This window comes from Micromonospora sp. NPDC047793 (genome assembly GCF_040642635.1).
Classification (GTDB): domain Bacteria; phylum Actinomycetota; class Actinomycetes; order Mycobacteriales; family Micromonosporaceae; genus Micromonospora.
Window position 1 is genome coordinate 25076 of the sequence record NZ_JBEYSG010000007.1, and the last position, 18717, is coordinate 43792.

Genomic DNA, 18717 nt, shown 5'->3' on the forward strand with positions numbered 1-18717 from the left:
AACCGCCGTGAAGAAGACCGAAGCCGAGCTGCTGGCAGACCAGTGGGACGTCGAGAACATGGAGGTCGACCCCGAGGTCCTCGCGACGTACGTCCGGTACGACGTGGACGAGGAGCGGTCCGTCGCGACGATCACCTTCGACCGCCCCGACCGGCTCAACGCCATCCCCGTCGCCGCCTTCGAACGCGTCGGTGACCTGGTCCGCGAGGCGGAGACCGACGACCGTGTGAAGGTCATCGTGTTCAAGGGGGAGGGCGACCACTTCGGCACCGGCGCCGACGCCGCCGAACTCGGCCACTACATCGGCTACAAGACCGGCACCGACAAGGCGTCCCGCCGCCGCCCGGCGCAGCGGCAGCGCATCCTGCCCGACCGCAACGTGCTCAGCTCCGGCTTCACCCGGCCCATCATCGAGTCGTTGAAGGCCACCATCTGCCAGGTGCAGGGCTACTGCTACGGCGGGCACTTCCAGATCGCGCTCTCCGCCGACATCGTCATCGCCAGCCCCGACGCCCGCTTCACCCACCCGGCGTTCCGCTACCTCGGCCCGGCCCCGCAGGACATGTACCACTGGATCGAGAAGGTCGGCCTGACGACGATGAAGGACGTCATGCTGACCATGCGGGCCATCGGCGCCGAGGAGGGCGAACGCAAGGGCCTGGTCACCAAGGTCGTCGAGCGCGAGGAACTGTCGCGGTGGGTGGACGACTACGCCGACGCGATCGCCGTCATGCCGCTGGACTCGCTGATGATGGGCAAGTCGATGATGCAGGTGGTGATGGAGGCCCGGGGCAAGGGCCTGGGCGCGATGACCGGGTGGGTCGGCCACGGCTGGGCCACCAACGTCAGCTTCGAGGACGGCGACTGGAACTTCCTCAAGGAACGGCGGGAGAAGGGCATCGCGCAGGCGTTGGCCGACCGGGACCGGCTCGTCGCGCCGTACTTCCGGCTCAGCGACTCCCGGGCCCGCGAGAAGTAGGCGCACGATGAAGTTCGGCGTCCTGCTCGACCACCAGTACGCGTACGACGACGACCTGGGTCGACGCCTCGGCGAGACCGTCGAGTACGTGCAGCACATCCGTGACCTCGGCTACGACTCGGTCTACGGCATCCACCACTACCTGTCGTCGCTGCGGACCCCCCAGCCGTTGCCGCTGCTGAGCCGGTTGATCGACCACTCCGGCACGATGGAGCTGGGCACCGGGATCCTCATCCTGCCGTTGGGGCACCCGGTGCACTGGGCCGAGGAGATCGCCACCATCGACCAGATGTCCGGCGGCCGCTTCGTCCTCGGCATCGGCGCCGGTTACCGCGAGGTGGAGTTCGACTCGTTCGGCATCGACCGGCGCACCCGGGTCTCCCGGATGAACGAGGCGCTCGCGGTGATGCAGCGGCTCTGGACCGGCGAGACCGTCCACCACGAGGGCCGGCACTTCACCCTCGACGGCGTACGGTGCAGCGTGCTGCCCGTCCAGCAGCCGCACCCGCCGGTCTGGGTCGGTGCCAACGGCCCCACCGGCATCGCCCGGATCGCCCGTCAGGGACTGCCCTGGCTGGCCCCGTCCAACGTCCGGCGCAACTGGGCCGTCGGCAACCTCGCCGACTACCGCGAACAGCGCCGGGCGGCCGGCTTCAGCGAGGAGGGCGCGGTCTTCCCGATCCACCGTGACCTCTGCGTCGCCGACTCCTTCGACGACGCGTACGCCCTCGCCGGTGACGCGGTCCGCCGCTCCTACGGCGAGTACGTGCAGTACGGCATGGACTTCTTCGAATCCCAGTGGGAGGCCATCAAGGAGCGGGCACTCTTCTTCGGGTCCCCCGACGACATCGCCGCGAAGGTGCAGGACTTCGCCGACGCCGGATTCAACCACTTCGTCTTCCGCGCGCAGTGGCTCGGCCAGCCCATCGAGGACTCGATGCGGATCGTCGAACGTTTCGCCCGCGAGGTCATGCCGAGGTTCCGCACATGAAGATCGGACACGTGATCGTCCCCGCCGACGAGCTGGACGCCCAGCTCGACTTCTACACCCGTCTCGGGCTGACCGTCCGCTTCCGGGACGGCGACCGGTACGCCGCGCTCACCGACGGCACGGTGACCGTCGGACTGGCCGACGCGTCACAGCAACCCGTCGCCGGCCGGACCCTGCTCAGTATCCAGGTCGACGACCTGGACGCCTGCCTCGCGCAGGTGACGGCCGCAGGCGGCACGGCGGGCGACGTCGTAGTGGGCCCGCACGAGCGACGGGCGGTCGTCGTCGACCCGGGCGGCAACCCGCTCGTCGTCTACCAGCGCCTCGCCTGACCGCCGTCCATCGGAGCCCGCGCGGCACAGACCGGCCGCAGACCACCCTTGCGGCGATGCGCAGGTCAGTGCACGTGCTGGCCGGTGCGTAGCCGTCCGGGCTCGACCACCTCGGCGTAGACACCGAAGCAGGCCGCCTGGCCCAACCCGGCCACGGGGACGCGGTAGTGCCGGGCCAGCGCGCTCAGGACGCCGCGATCGGCGGGTACGTCCGCCTGGGCGAGCCCGGGGACGACGCACCGGGGCGTGGGCACGACCACCCGGAGCAGGACGTCACCGAGGCGAAGTTCCTGACCCGGCTCGGGATCACCGGGCGCGTCGAGCACCAGGTTCGGTCGGAAACGTGCCGCGACCGCGCCGGCTCCGCCGGTGCGTGCGCCCAACGTGGACAACGCGCCGGTGGTCACCAGGTGTACGGCACCGAAGTCGACGAAGCGTCCACCAGGCTGTGCTCCGGCGAGCGCCGTGACGGTGTCCTGGCCGGGACGTACGTCGTCCATCCACTGCGGCACCATGCCCGCGTCCTGCGGCAGGGTCCGGTGCAGTGTCGGGTCGGACGGCACCTCCCGGATCAGTCGCACCGGGCGGCCGAGATGATGACCGAGCATCGCCTCCGCCTCGGCGGTCCCGGCCCGCACCTCGTGGCCGTCGACGCGCAGTGTCAGCGTCGGATCGGGATCGCCGTCGCGCAGCGTCGCACCGACGTCGAGCAGGCGTCCCCACCGTCGCGGGTGTTTGGCGCTGCCGATGGTCGCGTCCTGCCCGTCGACGCACGCCCACACCCGGTCACCCCGCAGGCCGGCCGGTTCGACGTCGACCTCCGGCAGGATCTCGGCCCGTGCGCTCTTGAGCGGATAGCGCCGCAGCGCGACGACCTTCGGCATCGCTGCCTTCCTTGCGTTCCCACCAACCTGGACCGTCCGAGGTTAACTGTCACCGGACGGAACGCCGGGAACTCGACCGGCCCGTCGGACGACGCGGTACGTGGAGGCGATCGACAGCGGTTGCGGTGCCGGACGGCGAAGGCGGGGGAGCGGGATGCCCGGGAGCGGGGCGGCGCGGTCCTTCAGCGGCGCTCAGTGGGCGGTGCTGGCGAGCGGCCTGCTGGTCAACGTCGGCTCGTTCTCGATCTATCCGTACCTCGCGGTGCTGCTGCGCGAGCGGATGGGTCTGGGCATGGGGCAGATCGGCGTACTGCTCGGGGTGGCGACCCTGGTGCAGTTCGCCAGCGCACCGGTCACCGCCGCACTGGCCGAGCGGATCGGCCTGCAACGGTGCCTGCGCGGCGCGACGGTGCTGTACACGCTGGGCGGATGCGGGTTCCTGGCGGGGGAGGGGCGGCCGGGGCTCACCGTCGCCGGTCTGGTGCTGATCTCGGCCGGCGGCGCGCTCTACTCACCGGCGTACCGGGGATATCTGGTGCACGGCGTCGGCCCGGAGGCCCGGCCCCGCCTGGTCTCCGCCGGCAACGCCGCCGGGAACCTCGGCATCGCCCTCGGACCGGTGGTCGGAGCACTGCTCATCCGGTACCCCGGGGCGATGTTCACCGTCGTCACGGCGCTCTACGCCGGTCTGGCGCTCGGGCACCTGTTCCTGCCCCGCGAGCCGTCGGGTGCACCGACCGTGCCGGTGGAGCCGTTCCGGCGGGTGCTGTCCGGTGTGGCGGTGTTGCCGTTCGCCGTGACCGCGCTCTCCATCTATCTCTACATGCAGTTCTATCAGTACCTCTCCAGCTATGCGCAGGGACGGGTGGCCACCCTGGTCTTCGGGGCCGCCATGATGGGGTACTCCCTCGGCCTGGCCCTCGCCCAGCCGCTGGTGGCCGAGCGGGTCGGGCGGATGGCGTACCGGCCGGCGATGGCCGTCGGCTTCGGCTGCCTGGCGGTCGGGATGGTCGCCTTCGCCGCCGGCCACTGGTCGAGCCTCCTGGTCGGGGTGACCGTGATCAGCCTCGGCAACGCCGTGCTGTTCCTCAAGAACGACCTGGAGGCGCTGGCCCGGTCGCGCCGGTCCGCCACGGTGGTCTTCGGCCAGCAGCGGTTGGCCGTCGGCGTCGGCTCCTTCCTCAGCGGGGTGGTCGGCGGCACCGCGTACGGGGCCTTCGAGGCGGCCGGGCTGCTGCCGGGGTTCTGGCTGGCCGTGGCGGCCCAGTGCGTACTGCTTCCGCCGCTCCTGCTGGGCGGACGCGCGCTGGTCCGGCGTCGCCGGGACGCGACGGCCGGGTCCCGAGCCGCCGGTCCACGGTGACGTCGCGGGAACCAGGTACGCCGCCTCGCCGACTAGACCTATCGAGCGGCCACCGCAATGCCGCCGGCTGACGCACCCCGGGAGAACTCGTGCCGCGACCCCGTCCGCTCGTTGCCGCCCTTGCCGTGTCGCTGGCGCTGACCAGCGCCTGCGGTGCCGGTGCCGACGACACCGCCTCGTCGACCACCCTGCGCATCGCACTGAGCGCCGAGTCCGGCGCGCTGGACCCGCACGCGTTCACCGGCAACTTCCTGCTGCTCGACGCCCTCTACGAGCCGTTGGTGACCTACGGCCGGGACGGAACGTTGGAACCGGGGCTGGCGCAGTCCTGGACCGTCGCCGAGGACGGCCGGCAGGTCACGTTCGACCTGCGCGACGGCGTCCGCTTCACCGACGGAACGCCGGTCGACGCCGCCGCCGTCAAGTGGAACTTCGACCGCTGGGTGGGCAACGAACGGTTCTCCTTCTTCCGCGCGTCCCGGGTGATCACCACGGTCGAGGCCCCCGACCCGGACACCGTCCGTCTCACCCTCGCCGAACCGTACGAGCCACTGCTCCAGGAACTGTCGATCGTCCGTCCCGTCCGGCTGCTCAGCCCGGCGTCGGTGGCCGCCGACGGCACGTTCGGGCAGCCGGTCGGCACCGGCGCGTGGAAACTGGACTCGACCAGCGCCACCGGTGCGGTGCTGACCCGCAACGACGACTACTGGGGCAGCCGACCCGAGTTGGAGCGGCTGGAGTTCCGCGTCATCCCGGACTCCCAGGCGCGCGCCGACGCCCTCACCAACGGCGAGATCGACCTGATCGGCGGCGCCTACCTCGCGCCGATCACCCCGATCGAGGCCAGGGCCCTCGGTGAACGCGACGACGTCACGCTGCTCACCGGCGCGCCGGACGTCTCCATCATGCTCGGGTTCAACCCGGACGGTCCGGCCGGCGACCGGGCCGTCCGGGAGGCCGTGAGCCGGGCCGTCGACACCACCTCCCTGGCGAGGACACTGCTGCTGGACTACGCCGAGCCGGCCCGGCGGGTGTTCCCGCCCGACGTGCCGGACTCCGGCACCGACCTGCCGATCGGATTCGACCAGGCGGCGGCGAACCGGGTCCTGGACGCCGCCGGATACGCCCGCGACGGCGACACCCGCGCCAAGAACGGCACGCCGCTCGCCCTGCGGCTGCTCGTCCCCGCCACCCCCGCCGAGGGCCAACTCGACCCCCGCACCATGGCCTCGGCGATCGCCGCCGCCCTCACCGAGGTGGGCATCACCGTGGAGATCGCCCCGGTCGACGCCGCCACCTACTACGACGAGCGGGCCGAGGGCCGCTACGACCTGACGTTCTTCGAGACCCTCGGCGCACCGTACGACCCGTCCAGCTCGATCGTGTCGCTGTTCACCAGCGGTGCGAGGGCCCCGCTGTGGGTCACCCCGCAGACCGAGGACCTGGTGGACAAGGCGCTGTACGCCCGCGACCCCGCGTCCCGCGCGGCGGCCCACCAGAACCTGTACGACGCGGTCGCCGCCGACGTCGGGTTCGTGCCGCTGGCGTACCGGCCGCGCCTGTGGGCGGTCCGCGACCGGGTGCGGGGCTTCGCCGTGCCGCCCAGCGACGTGGACCTCGAACTGACCGGGGTCAGCCTCGGGTGACCGGGGCCGGGTGGCTGCGCCGCGTCGGCGGTCGGGTCGCATGGTGGACCGTCGACACCGTCGGCGTACTCCTCGCGCTCTCCGCCGGCACCTTCGCCCTCGTCCTGCTGGCCCGGGGCGACGCGGCGGCGATGCTCGCGGCGACCCGGGCCGGCCGCCCGGCCACTCCCGAACAGGTCGAGGCCGTCCGCGTCGAACTGGGCATGGACGCCCCGGCGCCGCTGCGGTACGCGCGGTGGCTGCGCGACGCCGTCACCGGAGACTTCGGTGTGTCGCTGCGCACCGACACACCGATCGGACCCGAGATCGCCGACCGGATCGGCGTGACCCTCGGCCTGGTGGCCGGCTCCACCGTGGTCGCCCTGACGGTGGGGGTGGGGATCGGTGTCGCCGGGGCGGTGCTGCGTCGCGGCCCACTGCGCGGCACTCTGCGCGTCGGGGCGCTGCTGGCCACCTCCGTACCGGCGTTCTGGCTCAGCTACCTGCTCGTGCTGCTGCTGGCGCTCCGCCTGGGCCTGGTGCCCACCTCGGGCATGGCGGGTCCGGCGACCTGGGTGATGCCGATGGCGGTGCTCGGACTGCCGGCGGCCGGTGTCCTCAGCCGGGTGGTGGCCGTGACGCTGCGTGAGGCGCTCGACCGGCCGTACGTGCTGGCCGCGCAGGCCCGGGGAAGCTCACCGCTGTCCATCGTGTTCCGCGACGGCCTGCCCAACGCCGCCGGGCCGATCCTGTCGGTCGCCGGGTTCACCATCGGCACCCTGCTGGTGGGCACGGTCGTGGTGGAACAGATCTTCGGCTGGCCCGGCCTCGGCGCCTACTTCGTCCGCGCCGCCGCCGCCCGCGACGTACCGGCACTCCAGGCCAGCGCGCTCCTGCTCGGCGGCGGGTTCATCCTGGCCAACCGGCTCGCCGACGTGGTGCAGGGGCTCGTCGACCCGCGATCGCGCCGCACCGTCGGCCCACCCAGGACCCGTCGCGTCCCGGCCGTCCGGGGAGAGCCGACGTGAGCCGCCTCCCGAGGATCACCGGACACCGGCGGACCGCGCTGGTGGCGCTGCCGCTGCTGGTGTTCGCGGTCGTCGGACTGCTGGCGCCGCTGCTCGCTCCGGCCGACCCGACCGCCAACGACCTGGCCGCGAGCCTGCTGCCCCCGTCGACCGAGCACCTGCTCGGCACCGACCAGCTCGGTCGCGACCAGCTCAGCCGGATCCTGCACGGCGCGCGGATCTCCCTCACCGTCACCGCGGCGGTCCTGGCGATCTCGGTGACCGTCGGAGTGGTGGTCGGCACGATCGCCGGGTACCTGGGCGGCCGGGTCGACCGGATCGTGGCCCGGATCGTCGACATGGCCGTCTCGCTGCCCGGCATGCTGGTGGCGCTGGCCGTCGTCGGCGTACGCGGTGCGGGCATGGAGAATCTCGTCATCGCGATGTCGTTGTGGGCCTGGTCCCCGTACGCCCGCATCGCCCGCGCCCGGGTCGCCGGTCTGCGCGACAGCCCGCACCTGGACGCCCTGCGGCTGCTCGGCGCCGGACCCGCCCGCATCCTCGGCCGGCACCTGCTGCCGCCCGCGCTCGGCCCGTGCCTGGTCTACGCCAGCACCGACGTCGGCGCCATCGTGCTCGGCGTGGCCACGTTGAGCTTCCTCGGCCTGGGCATCCCGCCACCGCACGCCGAGTGGGGCCAGATGCTCGTCGAGGGGCGACCGCATCTGGGCTCGGCCTGGTGGCTGGCGTACCCGCCGGGCATCGCGATCACCGCGATCGTGCTCGCCAGCAACCTGCTCGGCGAGCGCCTGGCGGCCGGCGACGAACGCCCCTCGATCCTGCGGTGGGTGCTCCCGACGCGCCCGCGAGCCCGACGTCCGGCGTCGGCCGACGCGTCCCCTGCTCCCGGCGGACCTCCCGTTCCCGCCGGGGCTCCCGCTCCCGGTGACGCCGTGGCTGCCGGCGGTTCTCCCGGTGCCGGCGGTCCTTCCGCTCCGGGCGGACCTCACGCTGCGGGCGGTCCTTCCGCTGCGGGCGGTCCTTCCGCTGCGGACGGACCTCACGCTGCGGGCGGACCTTCCGCTTCGGGCGACGACGCGGTTCGCGGCGTGCGGGACGGTGGCCTACTACGGGTTCGCGACCTCGTGGTCAGCTATCCGTCCGGCGGCGGGCGGCGTCGGGTCGTCGCGGGAGTCGACTACGAGGTGGCCCGGGGCGAGATCCTGGCGATCGTCGGCGAGAGCGGCAGCGGCAAGACCACCTCGGCGCTGGCCCCGTTCGGCCTGCTGGACCCGAGCGCGACCGTCTCCGGCTCGGCGATGCTGCGGATCGGACCCGACGTCCACGACCTCGTCGGCCTCGCCCCGTCCGCCCGCCGCCGACTCCACGGCCGCCGGGTGGGCGTGGTCTTCCAGGACAGCCTCGCCACTCTCAACCCGTTGCGGACCATCGGCGCGCACGTCGACGAGGCCGTCCGCAACGCCGGTCGCGGTGGCGGCCGGGCGGCGACCCGCCGCGTCACCGAGGACCTGCTGCGCCTGGCGGGCCTGACCGACCCGGCCACCGTCGCCCGGCGCCATCCGCACCAGCTCTCCGGTGGGATGCGGCAACGCGCGCAGATCGCTGTCGCCCTCGCCGGGCGACCCGCCCTGCTGGTCGCCGACGAACCCACCTCCGCCCTGGACGTCACCGTGCAGTACCACCTGCTCGACCTGCTGGCCCGCCTCCGCGAGGAGCTGGACGTGTCCATGATCATCGTCAGTCACGACCTGGCCGTGGTGACCCGGCTGGCCGACCGGGTCGCCGTCGTCTACGCCGGCCGGATCGTCGAGTCCGGACCGCTCGACGCCGTGACCGGTGACCCCGCCCACCCGTACACCCGTGGTCTGCTCGACGCCGTGCCCCGACCGGGAGCGGCACCCGGCACCCGTTTCCGCACCATGCCGGGGCGCTCCGGTGCCGGCCCGGACGACGCGCCGGGCTGTGCGTTCGCGCCCCGGTGCCCGATCGCGGTGCCCGCCTGCGCCCACGAGACACCCGTACCGGTGACGGTGGACCCACGGACCGGGCACCGGTCGGCGTGCCTGCGGGCGCCCGGCCGCGCCGAGCTGCCGGCCGCCGTCGGTGAGCGGGACGGTGGCTGACCGATGCTGCGGGTGGACCAGGTCAGCGCCGGCTACTCCGGCTCCCGCGCAGTCCCTCGGGTGGTCGAGGAGGTCACGCTCCGGGTCGACGCGGGGGAGATCGTCGGACTCGTCGGCGAGTCGGGATGCGGCAAGACGACACTCGCCCGCGTGATCACCGGCCTGCACCGGCCGCACACGGGTGTGGTCCGGTTCGGCGGGGTGGACGTGCACGGGCTGCGCGGTCGGGAGCTGCGCGCGCACCGGCGGCAGATCCAGATGGTCTTCCAGGACCCCTACCTGACCCTCAGCCCTCGCCAGACGGCGCGGCAGGCGGTGGCGGAGCCGCTGCACATCCACCGGATCGGCGACGCCCGGTCCCGGGCCGCGCGGGTCGCCGAGCTGCTGGACCTCGTCGGGCTGGACCCACCGGCGGGTGACCGCCGACCCCGCGACCTCTCCGGCGGGCAGCGGCAACGCGTGGCGATCGCCCGGGCGTTGGCGCTCGGTCCCCGCCTGCTGGTCTGCGACGAACCGGTCACCGCGCTCGACGTGTCGGTGCAGGCGAAGGTCCTCAACCTGATCTGCGACCTTCGTGACCACCTGGGGCTGGCCTGCCTGTTCATCTCCCACGATCTCGCCGTCGTCCGGCAGCTCGCCGACCGGATCGCGGTCATGCACCAGGGCCGCATCGTCGAGCAGGGCGCGACCGCGCAGGTCACCGCCGCGCCCCGCCACCCGTACACCCGCACGCTGCTCGCCGCCGCCCCCCGGATGTAAGGAGGGGTCCCCTGCTATCGCCTGGTGTATAGCAGGGGACCCCTCCTTACATCCGACCCCTCGGGAAAGCCTATCTTTTCAGTAGGTTTTAGGAGGTCAGTGAACTGGGGAGCGCCCGGCGGTAAGGGGATCGAAAGGGCTCCTCGGCATAGTCCTGGTCGCTGCGACATCGCGCGACAAGGGGGAGACATGCGGTTCAAGGTGTTGGGTCCGTTGACCATGATGCCGGGGCGACTGCCCAGCGCGCCGAAGCAACGGCAGTTACTCGCACTCCTGCTCCTGCACGCCAACACCGTCGTCACCATCGACGACTGTGTCGACGAGCTGTGGGGTGAGCAACCACCGCACAGCGCGCACTCCACACTCCAGACGTACGTGATGAACCTGCGCCGGGTGCTGCGCCTGGAGGCGGAGCCGCGCCACGGCGGTCGCATCGTCACCCGGGAACGCGGCTACGCCCTGCACCTGGAGCCGGGCGAGCTGGACCTGGAGGACTTCCAGCGGGTGGCCGGCGACGGCAGCGAGGCGCTCGCCGCCGGCCGGTACCCGGAGGCGGCCCGGCTGCTGCGCGCGGCGCTGGACATGTGGCGCGGCCCGGCCCTGGTCGACGTGCAGGCCGGTCCGATCCTGCGGGGTCGTCTCGACGGCCTGCGCGAGGTGCACCTCGCGGTGCAGGAGGAGCGGGTCGAGGCCGACCTGCGGATCGGTCGGCACCGCGAGCTGCTGGGCGAGCTGCGCACACTGGTACGCCGGCATCCCACCCACGAGAACCTCTGCGCCCAACTGGTGCTGGCGCTGTACCGCAGTGGCCGTACCACCGAGGCGCTGGCCGAGCTGCGGCACCTGCGCACCACGCTCGGTGAGCGGTTCGGGCTGGAGCCGTCACGGCGACTACAACGCCTGGAACGGGCCGTGCTGCGCGCCGAACCCGCCCTGGACCTGCCCGTCGGGTCGTCCGCCGACCGCAGTGTGCACCACCTGCTCGTCAACTGACCACCGTCACCGTCGCGAAGGAGGCAGCCATGCCGGTCACCGAGCCCGCCCGCACCCGCCCGCCCGTCATCGACGCCCGCACGTACGCCGAGATCCTGCAGTTCTACGCCCGGCACTTCCAGCTCCTCGACGAGGGTCGGGCGGAGGAGTGGGCGGACCAGTTCACCGAGGACGGCGAGTTCGCGCAGAACGTCAAGCCCGAACCGCGCCGGGGCCGGTCCGCGATCGCCGCCTCCATGCGCCGCGGAATGGACAGCATCGCCGAGCGTGGGCTCATCCGCCGGCACTGGTACGGCGCCGTGACGGCCGAACCGGCGGGCGAGGACACGGTGCGGACCCGCTACTACGCGACGGTGTTCGAGACCTCGCGCGGCGGTGGCGAGGCGCGGGTGTACCTCAGCACCACCGCCGAGGACGTCCTGGAACGGCGCGGCGACGGCTGGTTCGTCCGCCGTCGCCACGTCGCCCATGACGGGACCTGAGCCGGGGCGGCGGTCCGGTCCGGACCGCCGCCGCACGGCGTCCGGGCTAGTAGTCCAGACCGCCGTCGACGTGCAGCACGTGCCCGTTGACGTACGAGCTGTCCGGCGAGGCGAGGAAGAGCACCGCCCGGGCCACCTCGTCACCGGTCGCGGCCCGGCCCGACGCCAGCGATCCGCGCAGCCGACCCCAGAGCCGTTCGTTGGCCAGGATCTGGCGACCCATGCCCTCGTCGACGACGCCGGGTGCGACGGCGTTCACGGTGACGCCGTCGCCGCCCAACTCGGCGGCGAGAACCCGGGTCAGCGTCTCGATCGCCGCCTTCGACACGCTGTACGCGCCGGCCCCCACGATCGGCCGCCGGGCCAGCAACGAGCTGACCGTGACGACCCGTCCGGCACCGGAGGCCCGCAGCAGGGGCGCGGCGGCCTGTACGCAGTGCAGCACGCCGGTGAGATTGGTGGCGAGCACCTCGTCCCACTGCGACACCGGCAGGCCGACCAGCGGACCGGGTCGGCTGATCCCGGCGTTGGCGACCAGGATGTCCAACCCGCCGTACCGGTCCTGCACGCCGGCCACCAGCGCGTCGACGGAGGCCCGGTCGGTCACGTCGACCGGGAACCGGTCCCCGTCCTCCGGTGCGCCACGCGACGCGGACACCACCGTGGCGCCGGCGTCGGTGAGTGCCCGTGCGATGACCCTGCCCAGGCCGGCCGTGCCGCCGGTGACCACCGCGACCTTTCCCTTGAGGACCATGAGAACTCCCTTCCGCGTCTGCCGGACCACCGGTCCGGTCCTGTCGTGGCCGGTGCAGCGCACCGACCGTCGTCCACCGCTACACCGACGTGACGAGCGGGCCGCCGTGCAGGTGGACCATCTCCCGGACGACCGGCCGCGACGGCAGGTACGCCCCGGGCACCTCGCCGCGTTCCTCCGCGTACGCCCGGTGCAGGTTGGCGACGAGCCGCTCCGCCTCCGGCAGGTGGGCGAACGGATGCCCGGTGGCGCTCCGGGCCGCCGCCAACGCGGGCAGCCGGTCGGCGAGGCCCCGCCGGGCCAGCCCCCGCAGCCAGCGCAGGTACGCCTCGGTGTCGTCGAGGACCTCCGGCCCGGTGACCTCACCGTGCCCGGACACCACCACCCGGGGTCGCAGCGCCCGGAGCCGTGCCAGCGCGTCCAGCGACCCGGTCACCGATCCCATCAGCACGAAGGGCGTCCGTCCCGAGAAGACGACGTCCCCGGCGAACAGCACCCGCCGCTGCGGCAGCCACACCACCACGTCGTTGGTGGTGTGCGCGGGACCCACGTGCATCAGCTCGACGCGTACCCCGCCGGGGTCCAGGGTGAGCTGCTCGCGCAGCGTCACGTCGGGCAGGCGCAGCCGGATCCCGGACCAGTCCACGTCGGGCCAGAGTTCGCGCATGGCCAGCCCGGTCCGCGCCATCTCGGCGTGCGCCAGGTCGTGCGCCACGATCTCGGCGTCGGCCGGGAAGACGCAGTTGCCGAAGACGTGGTCACCGTGATGGTGGGTGTTCACCACCACCTGCGGACGGTCCGGCGCGACCCGGCGTACCTGCGCGAGCAGTGCCCGGGCCCGATCGCGGGTGGCGGCGGTGTCCACCACCACGACCCGGTCGGTGCCGACGACGATGCCGGCGTTACCGACACACCAGCCGCCCGGCCGCTGGACGTACGCGTACACGTCCGGTGCCACCGGCACCAGCGTGGCTCCTGGCTGGTCCGTCATCTCACCTCCGGTCGCACCGCGGGGTCACCGCCCCCAGTGAGCCCAACCGGGCTCGGTTCCGGCTGGAGAAGCCGTCTCGACCGGGAGGTCCGGCGATGACCATCGACGTCCTGGGTGGCCTGCGGGTCGGTGGCCCCGACGGTGACGCCGGCCCCACCGCACCCAAGCAACGACAACTGCTCGGCCTGCTGGTGCTGCGCGCCGACCAGGTGGTGCCGGCCGCCACCTGCATGCGGGAGCTGTGGCACGACCATCCGCCGCGCAGCGCGGCGACCACCCTGCAGACGTACGTCATGCACCTGCGCCGGGTCCTGGCACACGCCGACGTGCCGGCGCGGGTGGTCACCTGCGGGCACGGCTACCGCCTGCGCGTCGACCCGCTCGACACCGACCTCGGCGTGGTCCACACGCGGGTACGGGAGGGGGAGGAGCGGGCCGCGGCCGGCGACCCGACCCGCGCCGCCCGATCGTGGCGCGAGGCGCTCGCGCTGTGGCGCGGCGCGGTGCTCGCCGACGTCCGCACCGGTCCCGTCGCCCAGCAGATCGCCGGTCACCTCGACCAGTGGCGGCTGCTGCTGGTCGAGCGGTACCTGGAGGCGGAGCTGCGCTGCGGCCGGCACCGGCAGGTGGTGCCCACGGCCACCGCCCTGGCCGGTCGGCATCCCCTCAGCGAGCCGATCCACGCCAGCCTGATCACCGCGTTGCACCGCAGCGGTCGGCAGGCCGACGCGGTACGGGTCTACGAACGACTCGCCGCCGCACTGCGCCGCGACCTCGGTGTCCCGCCGTCGGCACCGCTCCGGCGACTCCACCAGGCCGTCCGCACCGGCGCCGGATGGCTCGATCCGCCCCCGCCCGCCGCGCCGGTGCTCAGCCTGGACGCGCTCTGCGCGCTCGACGCCGGTCGGCGGCCCTTCCTCGTACCCACACCACCCGGTGGCACATCCTGATCGGAGACGTCCGTGCCGATACCCGTGCAGCGTGATCCCGAACTGACCCGTACCCGGCTCGCGCAGTGGCTGCGGGACGCCCTGCCCGTGCGCGACGTGGTGGTGGGGCCGGTGACCGTACCTCCCACCGCCGGCTTCTCCGCCGAGATCCTGCTCTGTGACGCCAGGTGGCGCGAGCACGGCCGGGAGCGCACCGTGCCCCTCGCGGTACGGGTCGCCCCGACCGGGCACCGCATCTTCCCCGACCTGCGCTGGCGGGAACAGATCGCGGTGCAGGTGGCGCTCGCCGACACCGCCGTACCGGTGGCACCGGTGCTCGGCCGCGAACCCGACCCGCAACCGCTGGGCGCGCCGTTCGTGGTGATGGCCCGCGTCGCCGGGGAGGTGCCGGCGGACCTGCCGTCGTACCACCGGCAGGGATGGCTCGCCGACGCCTCGCCGGCCCGGCAGCGGGCGGTGTGGTGGCGGGCGCTCGCGGCGATGGGCCGGCTGCACCGTCTCGATCCGGCGACCCTGCCGGTCACCGCCGCGCCCTCCGGCGACCCGGAGTTCTATGCCGGACACCTGGATCACTTCGGTGCCGTCGACAACCCGGCCGTCACGGCGGCGGTGGCGTGGCTGCGCGCCCACCGGCCACCGGCACCGGCCGTGCCCACACCGCTGTGGGGCGACGCCCGGCTCGGCAACATCGTCTTCGCCGGGGACCGGCCCGCCGCCCTGCTCGACTGGGAACTGGTCGACGTCGGCCGCCCGGAGAGCGACCTCGCCTGGTTCCTGCACATGGACCGCTTCCTGAGCACCGGCATCGGCGCCGCGCGCCTGCCCGGCCTGCCGACCCGGGCCGAGACGGTGGCGTACTACGCCCGGCTGCTGGGCCGCCCGCTGGAACACCTGGAGTACCACGAGGTCGACGCGGCGTTCCGGTTCTGCGTCGTCACCGCCCGGGTGGTGCGGCTGCTGGAGGGCAGCGGAGTCCTGCCGCCGGGATCGGACTTCCCGCTGCACCGAAACGCGACCGCCCTGCTGCGCCGCCGCCTCACGGAGGCCGGTGTCGATCTCTCCAGCGCCGGTGTACCTGGCCTCTAGCGAGGACCGCCAGTGTCGGCGGAGCGCGGGCCGGCCGCGCACCGAGGCGCGGGTGGGAGGGGTACGCATGGCGGTCGACGCGTCCACGTTCCGGGCGCTGTTCGGCACGGTACCCGGCGTCGTGGCGGTGGTGACCACCCTGGACGGCGACGAACCGGCCGGGCTGACCACCAGCGCGGTGTGCGAGGTGTCGCTGGACCCGCCGCTGCTGCTGGTGTGCCTGGACGAACGGTCCCGCACCCTGCCGCGCATCCTGCGCAGCGGCGCCTTCACGGTCAACTACCTCGCCGGACACCGGCGCGACCTCGCCGCCCGGTTCGCCGGCAGCGGAGCGGACAAGTTCACCGACGTCCCCTGGACGGGGTCTCCGGGCGCCCGGGGCGCGCCACGGCTCGACGACGCGGCCGCCGCCCACGCCGAGTGCACGGTGCGGCACGCGGTGCCGCTCGGTGACCACACCGTGGTCGTCGGCCTGGTCGAGGCGGTCACGGTGACCGGGCACGCCCCACTGCTGTACCGGCGCGGGACGTACCGCGCCTGGTCCGACGCCGCCACGGTCGCACCGGTCGTGGCCCGTCCGAACCCGAGGGAGCTGGCATGAAGTTCGGCATCAACCTGTTCCCGACAGTCGGCCCGCAGGACAAACCGGCCGGGCAGTACTTCTCCGAGAGCCTGCGGCTGGCGGAGCTGGCCGACGAGTTGGGCTTCCACCACGTCAAGACCGTCGAGCACTACTTCTCCCCGTACGGCGGCTACAGCCCGGACCCGGTCACGTTCCTCGCCGCCGCGGCCGCCCGGACCCGGCGGATCCGCCTGGTCACCGGCGCGGTGCTGCCCGCCTTCACCCACCCGGTGAAGCTCGCCGGCAAACTCGCGATGCTCGACGGCATCTCCGACGGCCGGCTCGACGTCGGCTTCGGCCGGGCGTTCCTGCCCGACGAGTTCCACGCGTTCGGGATTCCGCTGGACGAGAGCCGGGCCCGCTTCGACGAGGGGGTGGCCGCCTGCACACTGCTCTGGACCACCGAGAACGCGGTGTGGGAGGGCCGGTTCCACCGCTTCGGCCCGGTCACCCTGCTGCCCCGACCGGTGCAACAGCCGCACCCCCGGATCCTGGTGGCCACCGCCAAGTCGCCGGAGTCGGCCGAGGCCGCCGGACGCAACGGCCACGGCGTGATGCTGGTGCCCTCGATCAACTCCCGTGAACAGGTGCAGGACGTGCTGGCGCTGTACCGCAAGGCCGCGGCGGCGAACGGTGTCACCCCGACCGACGAGGACGTCCACATGAGCTACAACGCGTTCCTGGCGGAGGATCCCGACGAGGCCCGCAGGCTCGGGCGCGGCTACTCCGAGCAGTCCCACCGGACGCTCGCCGACGCGGTCTCGGCCTGGGCGCACACCCGCAGCGCCGACTACCCCGGCTACGAGAAGATCGTGGAGCGGGTCGGCAAGGGCGACTTCGACCGGCAGGTCGCCGCCGGCAAGGCTCTCGTCGGCTCACCGGAGCAGGTGATCGCGGCGGTGGAGAACATCCGCGAGTGGTTCGGCGACGTGACGCTGAGCCTGCAGGTGGTCTCCGGCAACGTCCCGTACGAGCAGGCCGCCCGCTCCCTGCGGCTGTTCGCCACGCACGTGCTGCCCCGGTTCTGACGGCCACCGGTGACCACCCACACGGTCGTACCGACCGACACCTACCTCACCGCCCCGCCCGCCCCACCCGCGTACCGGCGCAGCCGCCGGGTCGCCGCGCTGGCCGGACTGGTGGTGCTGCTGTTCGCACTCCAGAACCTGGCCCGCAACCCCGCACTCCAGTGGGACGTGGTGGCCCAGTACCTCACCGCCGACGTCATCCTCGACGGGCTCCGGATCACCCTCCTGCTCACCGCGATCGCGCTGGTCGGCGGCTTCGCCCTGGGTACGCTGCTGGCGGTCATGCGGCTCTCCGGCAGCCTGCTGTTGCAGTCGGTGAGCTGGGGGTACACCTGGCTGTTCCGGTCCGTGCCGATCCTGGTGCAGCTCCTGTTCTGGTACAACATCTCGCTGCTCTACCCCCGCATCACCGTCGAGGTGCCGTTCGGCCCGACCCTGCTGGACGTGCAGACCCGAGGTCTGATCAACGGCTTCCTCGCCGCGGTCATCGGCCTGACCCTGCACGAGGCGGCGCACGCCAGCGAGATCGTGCGGGCCGGGCTGTTGTCGGTGGACAAGTCGCAGACCGAGGCGGCCCAGGCGCTGGGACTGTCGCGGACGCGGACGCTGTGGCGGATCGTGCTGCCACCGGCGATGCGCGCCATCGTGCCGCCCTCGGCGAACCAGGCCGCCGCGTTGCTCAAGGGCACCTCGGTGGTGAGCGTGATCGCCGGACAGGACCTGCTGTTCTCGGTCCAACTGATCTACAACCGCAACTACCTGGTGATTCCGCTGCTGCTCGTGGCGACGCTGTGGTACCTGGTCTTCACCACCATCCTCAGCGGACTGCAATATCTCCTCGAACGCTACTTCGGGCGGGGCAGCGGCCGGAACGGTCTCCCGCTGCGCGCCCGCCTGCGCGCCCTCGCCGAGGGGGTGGAACGGTGAGCGCCACGGTGCACGACGACGACCCGCTCCGGCCGATGGTGCAGCTCGTCGGCGTCCGCAAGGCGTTCGGCGCCACCACCGTGCTCGACGGCGTGGACCTCACCGTCGACCGGGGGACCGTCACCTGCGTCGTCGGCCCGTCCGGCTCGGGCAAGAGCACGCTGCTGCGCTGCGTCAACCGCCTCGAACGGGCCGACGCCGGCATGGTCCTGGTCGACGGCCGTCCGGTCGGCCACGTGCTGCGGCGCGGCCGACTGGTCGAGGCGTCACCACGGCTGCTGGCCCGGCACCGTACCGAGGTCGGGATGGTGTTCCAGGCGCTGAACCTGTTCCCGCACCTGACCGTCGTGCAGAACCTCGTCGAGGCGCCCATCGCGGTGCAGCGGCTGCCGCGTGACGCGGCGGTCGCCCGCGCCCGCGAGTTGCTGGACCGCGTCGGCCTGGCACACAAGGAGCGTTCCTACCCGCGTGAGCTCTCCGGCGGCGAACAGCAGCGCGTCGCCATCGCCCGCGCCCTGGCGCTGCGTCCCAAGGTGATGCTCTTCGACGAGCCGACCAGCGCGCTGGACCCGGAACTCATCGGCGAGGTGCTCGCGGTGGTCCGCGACCTCGCCGCGGGCGGCATGACGATGCTGATCGTCACCCACGAGCTGCGCTTCGCCGCCGAGGTCGCCGACGAGATCGTCTTCATGGACCGGGGTCGCATCGTCGAGCAGGGGCCACCAGCCGAGATGCTCGACCGCCCCCGCGAGGAGCGCACCGCCCGGTTCTTCGCCACCATCCTCCACCGTTAGGAGACA

Annotated in this window: 19 protein-coding genes; 16 read left to right on the top strand and 3 right to left on the bottom strand. The window is 73.0% G+C overall.

Annotated features, from left to right (window positions below; genetic code table 11):
* The first annotated feature begins 7 nt into the window (after nucleotides 1-7).
* Genes ABZ738_RS16195 through ABZ738_RS16205 form a run of 3 tightly spaced genes read left to right on the top strand, consistent with a single transcriptional unit; the run spans nucleotide 8 to nucleotide 2302 of the window.
* Entirely contained in the window at nucleotides 8-979 is a 972-nt protein-coding gene (locus tag ABZ738_RS16195; protein WP_357213925.1) for an enoyl-CoA hydratase/isomerase family protein, read from the top strand.
* 7 nt (nucleotides 980-986) lie between these two features.
* The gene (locus ABZ738_RS16200) at nucleotides 987-1970 is read left to right on the top strand and encodes an LLM class flavin-dependent oxidoreductase (protein ID WP_131051573.1); all 984 of its coding nucleotides are present in this window, start codon (nucleotides 987-989) and stop codon (nucleotides 1968-1970) included.
* Nucleotides 1967-2302 carry a VOC family protein gene (locus ABZ738_RS16205; protein WP_131051574.1) on the top strand — a complete coding sequence of 112 codons (336 nt, stop codon included), beginning with the start codon at nucleotides 1967-1969 and terminating at the stop codon, nucleotides 2300-2302. The genes ABZ738_RS16200 and ABZ738_RS16205 overlap by 4 nt, the downstream gene beginning before the upstream one ends.
* A gap of 65 nt (nucleotides 2303-2367) precedes the next feature.
* On the opposite strand, the gene ABZ738_RS16210 is transcribed toward ABZ738_RS16205, so the two are convergent.
* Entirely contained in the window at nucleotides 2368-3186 is an 819-nt protein-coding gene (locus ABZ738_RS16210) for an MOSC domain-containing protein (RefSeq protein WP_357213930.1), read from the bottom strand.
* Between the two features lie 154 nt (nucleotides 3187-3340).
* Here ABZ738_RS16210 and ABZ738_RS16215 point away from each other — a divergent pair, with 154 nt between their 5' ends.
* From ABZ738_RS16215 to ABZ738_RS16245, 7 genes are all read left to right on the top strand, one after another.
* Complete coding sequence (locus tag ABZ738_RS16215; RefSeq protein ID WP_357213933.1) at nucleotides 3341-4549, top strand: MFS transporter; 1209 nt, start codon at nucleotides 3341-3343, stop codon at nucleotides 4547-4549.
* A gap of 89 nt (nucleotides 4550-4638) precedes the next feature.
* The gene (locus ABZ738_RS16220) at nucleotides 4639-6195 is read left to right on the top strand and encodes an ABC transporter substrate-binding protein (protein WP_357213936.1); all 1557 of its coding nucleotides are present in this window, start codon (nucleotides 4639-4641) and stop codon (nucleotides 6193-6195) included.
* The gene (locus ABZ738_RS16225; protein WP_357213939.1) at nucleotides 6192-7202 is read left to right on the top strand and encodes an ABC transporter permease; all 1011 of its coding nucleotides are present in this window, start codon (nucleotides 6192-6194) and stop codon (nucleotides 7200-7202) included. Before ABZ738_RS16220 ends, ABZ738_RS16225 begins: the two co-directional genes overlap by 4 nt.
* Complete coding sequence (locus tag ABZ738_RS16230) at nucleotides 7199-9325, top strand: dipeptide/oligopeptide/nickel ABC transporter permease/ATP-binding protein (RefSeq protein ID WP_357213942.1); 2127 nt, start codon at nucleotides 7199-7201, stop codon at nucleotides 9323-9325. The genes ABZ738_RS16225 and ABZ738_RS16230 overlap by 4 nt, the downstream gene beginning before the upstream one ends.
* A gap of 3 nt (nucleotides 9326-9328) precedes the next feature.
* Entirely contained in the window at nucleotides 9329-10084 is a 756-nt protein-coding gene (locus ABZ738_RS16235; protein WP_217705954.1) for an ATP-binding cassette domain-containing protein, read from the top strand.
* A gap of 189 nt (nucleotides 10085-10273) precedes the next feature.
* The gene (locus ABZ738_RS16240; protein ID WP_131051581.1) at nucleotides 10274-11077 is read left to right on the top strand and encodes an AfsR/SARP family transcriptional regulator; all 804 of its coding nucleotides are present in this window, start codon (nucleotides 10274-10276) and stop codon (nucleotides 11075-11077) included.
* A 29-nt stretch (nucleotides 11078-11106) separates the two neighbouring features.
* Entirely contained in the window at nucleotides 11107-11559 is a 453-nt protein-coding gene (locus ABZ738_RS16245) for a nuclear transport factor 2 family protein (RefSeq protein WP_131051582.1), read from the top strand.
* 46 nt (nucleotides 11560-11605) lie between these two features.
* Here the strand turns inward: ABZ738_RS16245 and ABZ738_RS16250 are convergent, their stop codons facing one another.
* Entirely contained in the window at nucleotides 11606-12313 is a 708-nt protein-coding gene (locus tag ABZ738_RS16250; protein WP_131051583.1) for an SDR family NAD(P)-dependent oxidoreductase, read from the bottom strand.
* A 79-nt stretch (nucleotides 12314-12392) separates the two neighbouring features.
* The gene (locus ABZ738_RS16255; RefSeq protein WP_176092689.1) at nucleotides 12393-13304 is read right to left on the bottom strand and encodes an MBL fold metallo-hydrolase; all 912 of its coding nucleotides are present in this window, start codon (nucleotides 13302-13304) and stop codon (nucleotides 12393-12395) included.
* A gap of 95 nt (nucleotides 13305-13399) precedes the next feature.
* Between ABZ738_RS16255 and ABZ738_RS16260 the strand changes: the two genes are divergently transcribed.
* The 6 genes from ABZ738_RS16260 to ABZ738_RS16285 all read left to right on the top strand — a co-directional run bounded on the left by ABZ738_RS16260 (nucleotide 13400) and on the right by ABZ738_RS16285 (nucleotide 18711).
* Nucleotides 13400-14254, top strand: coding sequence for an AfsR/SARP family transcriptional regulator (locus tag ABZ738_RS16260; protein WP_176092688.1), 855 nt, complete (start codon nucleotides 13400-13402; stop codon nucleotides 14252-14254).
* A gap of 12 nt (nucleotides 14255-14266) precedes the next feature.
* Nucleotides 14267-15340, top strand: a complete 1074-nt coding sequence (locus ABZ738_RS16265; protein ID WP_357213949.1) for a phosphotransferase family protein — start codon at nucleotides 14267-14269, stop codon at nucleotides 15338-15340.
* Between the two features lie 67 nt (nucleotides 15341-15407).
* Nucleotides 15408-15941 carry a flavin reductase family protein gene (locus ABZ738_RS16270; protein WP_131055092.1) on the top strand — a complete coding sequence of 178 codons (534 nt, stop codon included), beginning with the start codon at nucleotides 15408-15410 and terminating at the stop codon, nucleotides 15939-15941.
* Nucleotides 15938-16990, top strand: a complete 1053-nt coding sequence (locus ABZ738_RS16275) for an LLM class flavin-dependent oxidoreductase (RefSeq protein WP_176092687.1) — start codon at nucleotides 15938-15940, stop codon at nucleotides 16988-16990. Before ABZ738_RS16270 ends, ABZ738_RS16275 begins: the two co-directional genes overlap by 4 nt.
* A gap of 9 nt (nucleotides 16991-16999) precedes the next feature.
* Nucleotides 17000-17917, top strand: a complete 918-nt coding sequence (locus ABZ738_RS16280) for an amino acid ABC transporter permease (protein ID WP_131055088.1) — start codon at nucleotides 17000-17002, stop codon at nucleotides 17915-17917.
* Nucleotides 17918-17952: 35 nt separating this feature from the next.
* Nucleotides 17953-18711 carry an amino acid ABC transporter ATP-binding protein gene (locus ABZ738_RS16285; RefSeq protein WP_131055100.1) on the top strand — a complete coding sequence of 253 codons (759 nt, stop codon included), beginning with the start codon at nucleotides 17953-17955 and terminating at the stop codon, nucleotides 18709-18711.
* Nucleotides 18712-18717: the final 6 nt, after the last annotated feature.

Coding starts and splice junctions, on each gene's coding strand:
- ABZ738_RS16200 (WP_131051573.1), top strand. CDS start 987: ATGAAGTTCGGCGTCCTGCTCGACCACCAGTACGCGTACGACGACGAC.
- ABZ738_RS16205 (WP_131051574.1), top strand. CDS start 1,967: ATGAAGATCGGACACGTGATCGTCCCCGCCGACGAGCTGGACGCCCAG.
- ABZ738_RS16210 (WP_357213930.1), bottom strand. CDS start 3,186: ATGCCGAAGGTCGTCGCGCTGCGGCGCTATCCGCTCAAGAGCGCACGG.
- ABZ738_RS16215 (WP_357213933.1), top strand. CDS start 3,341: ATGCCCGGGAGCGGGGCGGCGCGGTCCTTCAGCGGCGCTCAGTGGGCG.
- ABZ738_RS16235 (WP_217705954.1), top strand. CDS start 9,329: ATGCTGCGGGTGGACCAGGTCAGCGCCGGCTACTCCGGCTCCCGCGCA.
- ABZ738_RS16240 (WP_131051581.1), top strand. CDS start 10,274: ATGCGGTTCAAGGTGTTGGGTCCGTTGACCATGATGCCGGGGCGACTG.
- ABZ738_RS16245 (WP_131051582.1), top strand. CDS start 11,107: ATGCCGGTCACCGAGCCCGCCCGCACCCGCCCGCCCGTCATCGACGCC.
- ABZ738_RS16250 (WP_131051583.1), bottom strand. CDS start 12,313: ATGGTCCTCAAGGGAAAGGTCGCGGTGGTCACCGGCGGCACGGCCGGC.
- ABZ738_RS16255 (WP_176092689.1), bottom strand. CDS start 13,304: ATGACGGACCAGCCAGGAGCCACGCTGGTGCCGGTGGCACCGGACGTG.
- ABZ738_RS16260 (WP_176092688.1), top strand. CDS start 13,400: ATGACCATCGACGTCCTGGGTGGCCTGCGGGTCGGTGGCCCCGACGGT.
- ABZ738_RS16270 (WP_131055092.1), top strand. CDS start 15,408: ATGGCGGTCGACGCGTCCACGTTCCGGGCGCTGTTCGGCACGGTACCC.
- ABZ738_RS16275 (WP_176092687.1), top strand. CDS start 15,938: ATGAAGTTCGGCATCAACCTGTTCCCGACAGTCGGCCCGCAGGACAAA.
- ABZ738_RS16285 (WP_131055100.1), top strand. CDS start 17,953: ATGGTGCAGCTCGTCGGCGTCCGCAAGGCGTTCGGCGCCACCACCGTG.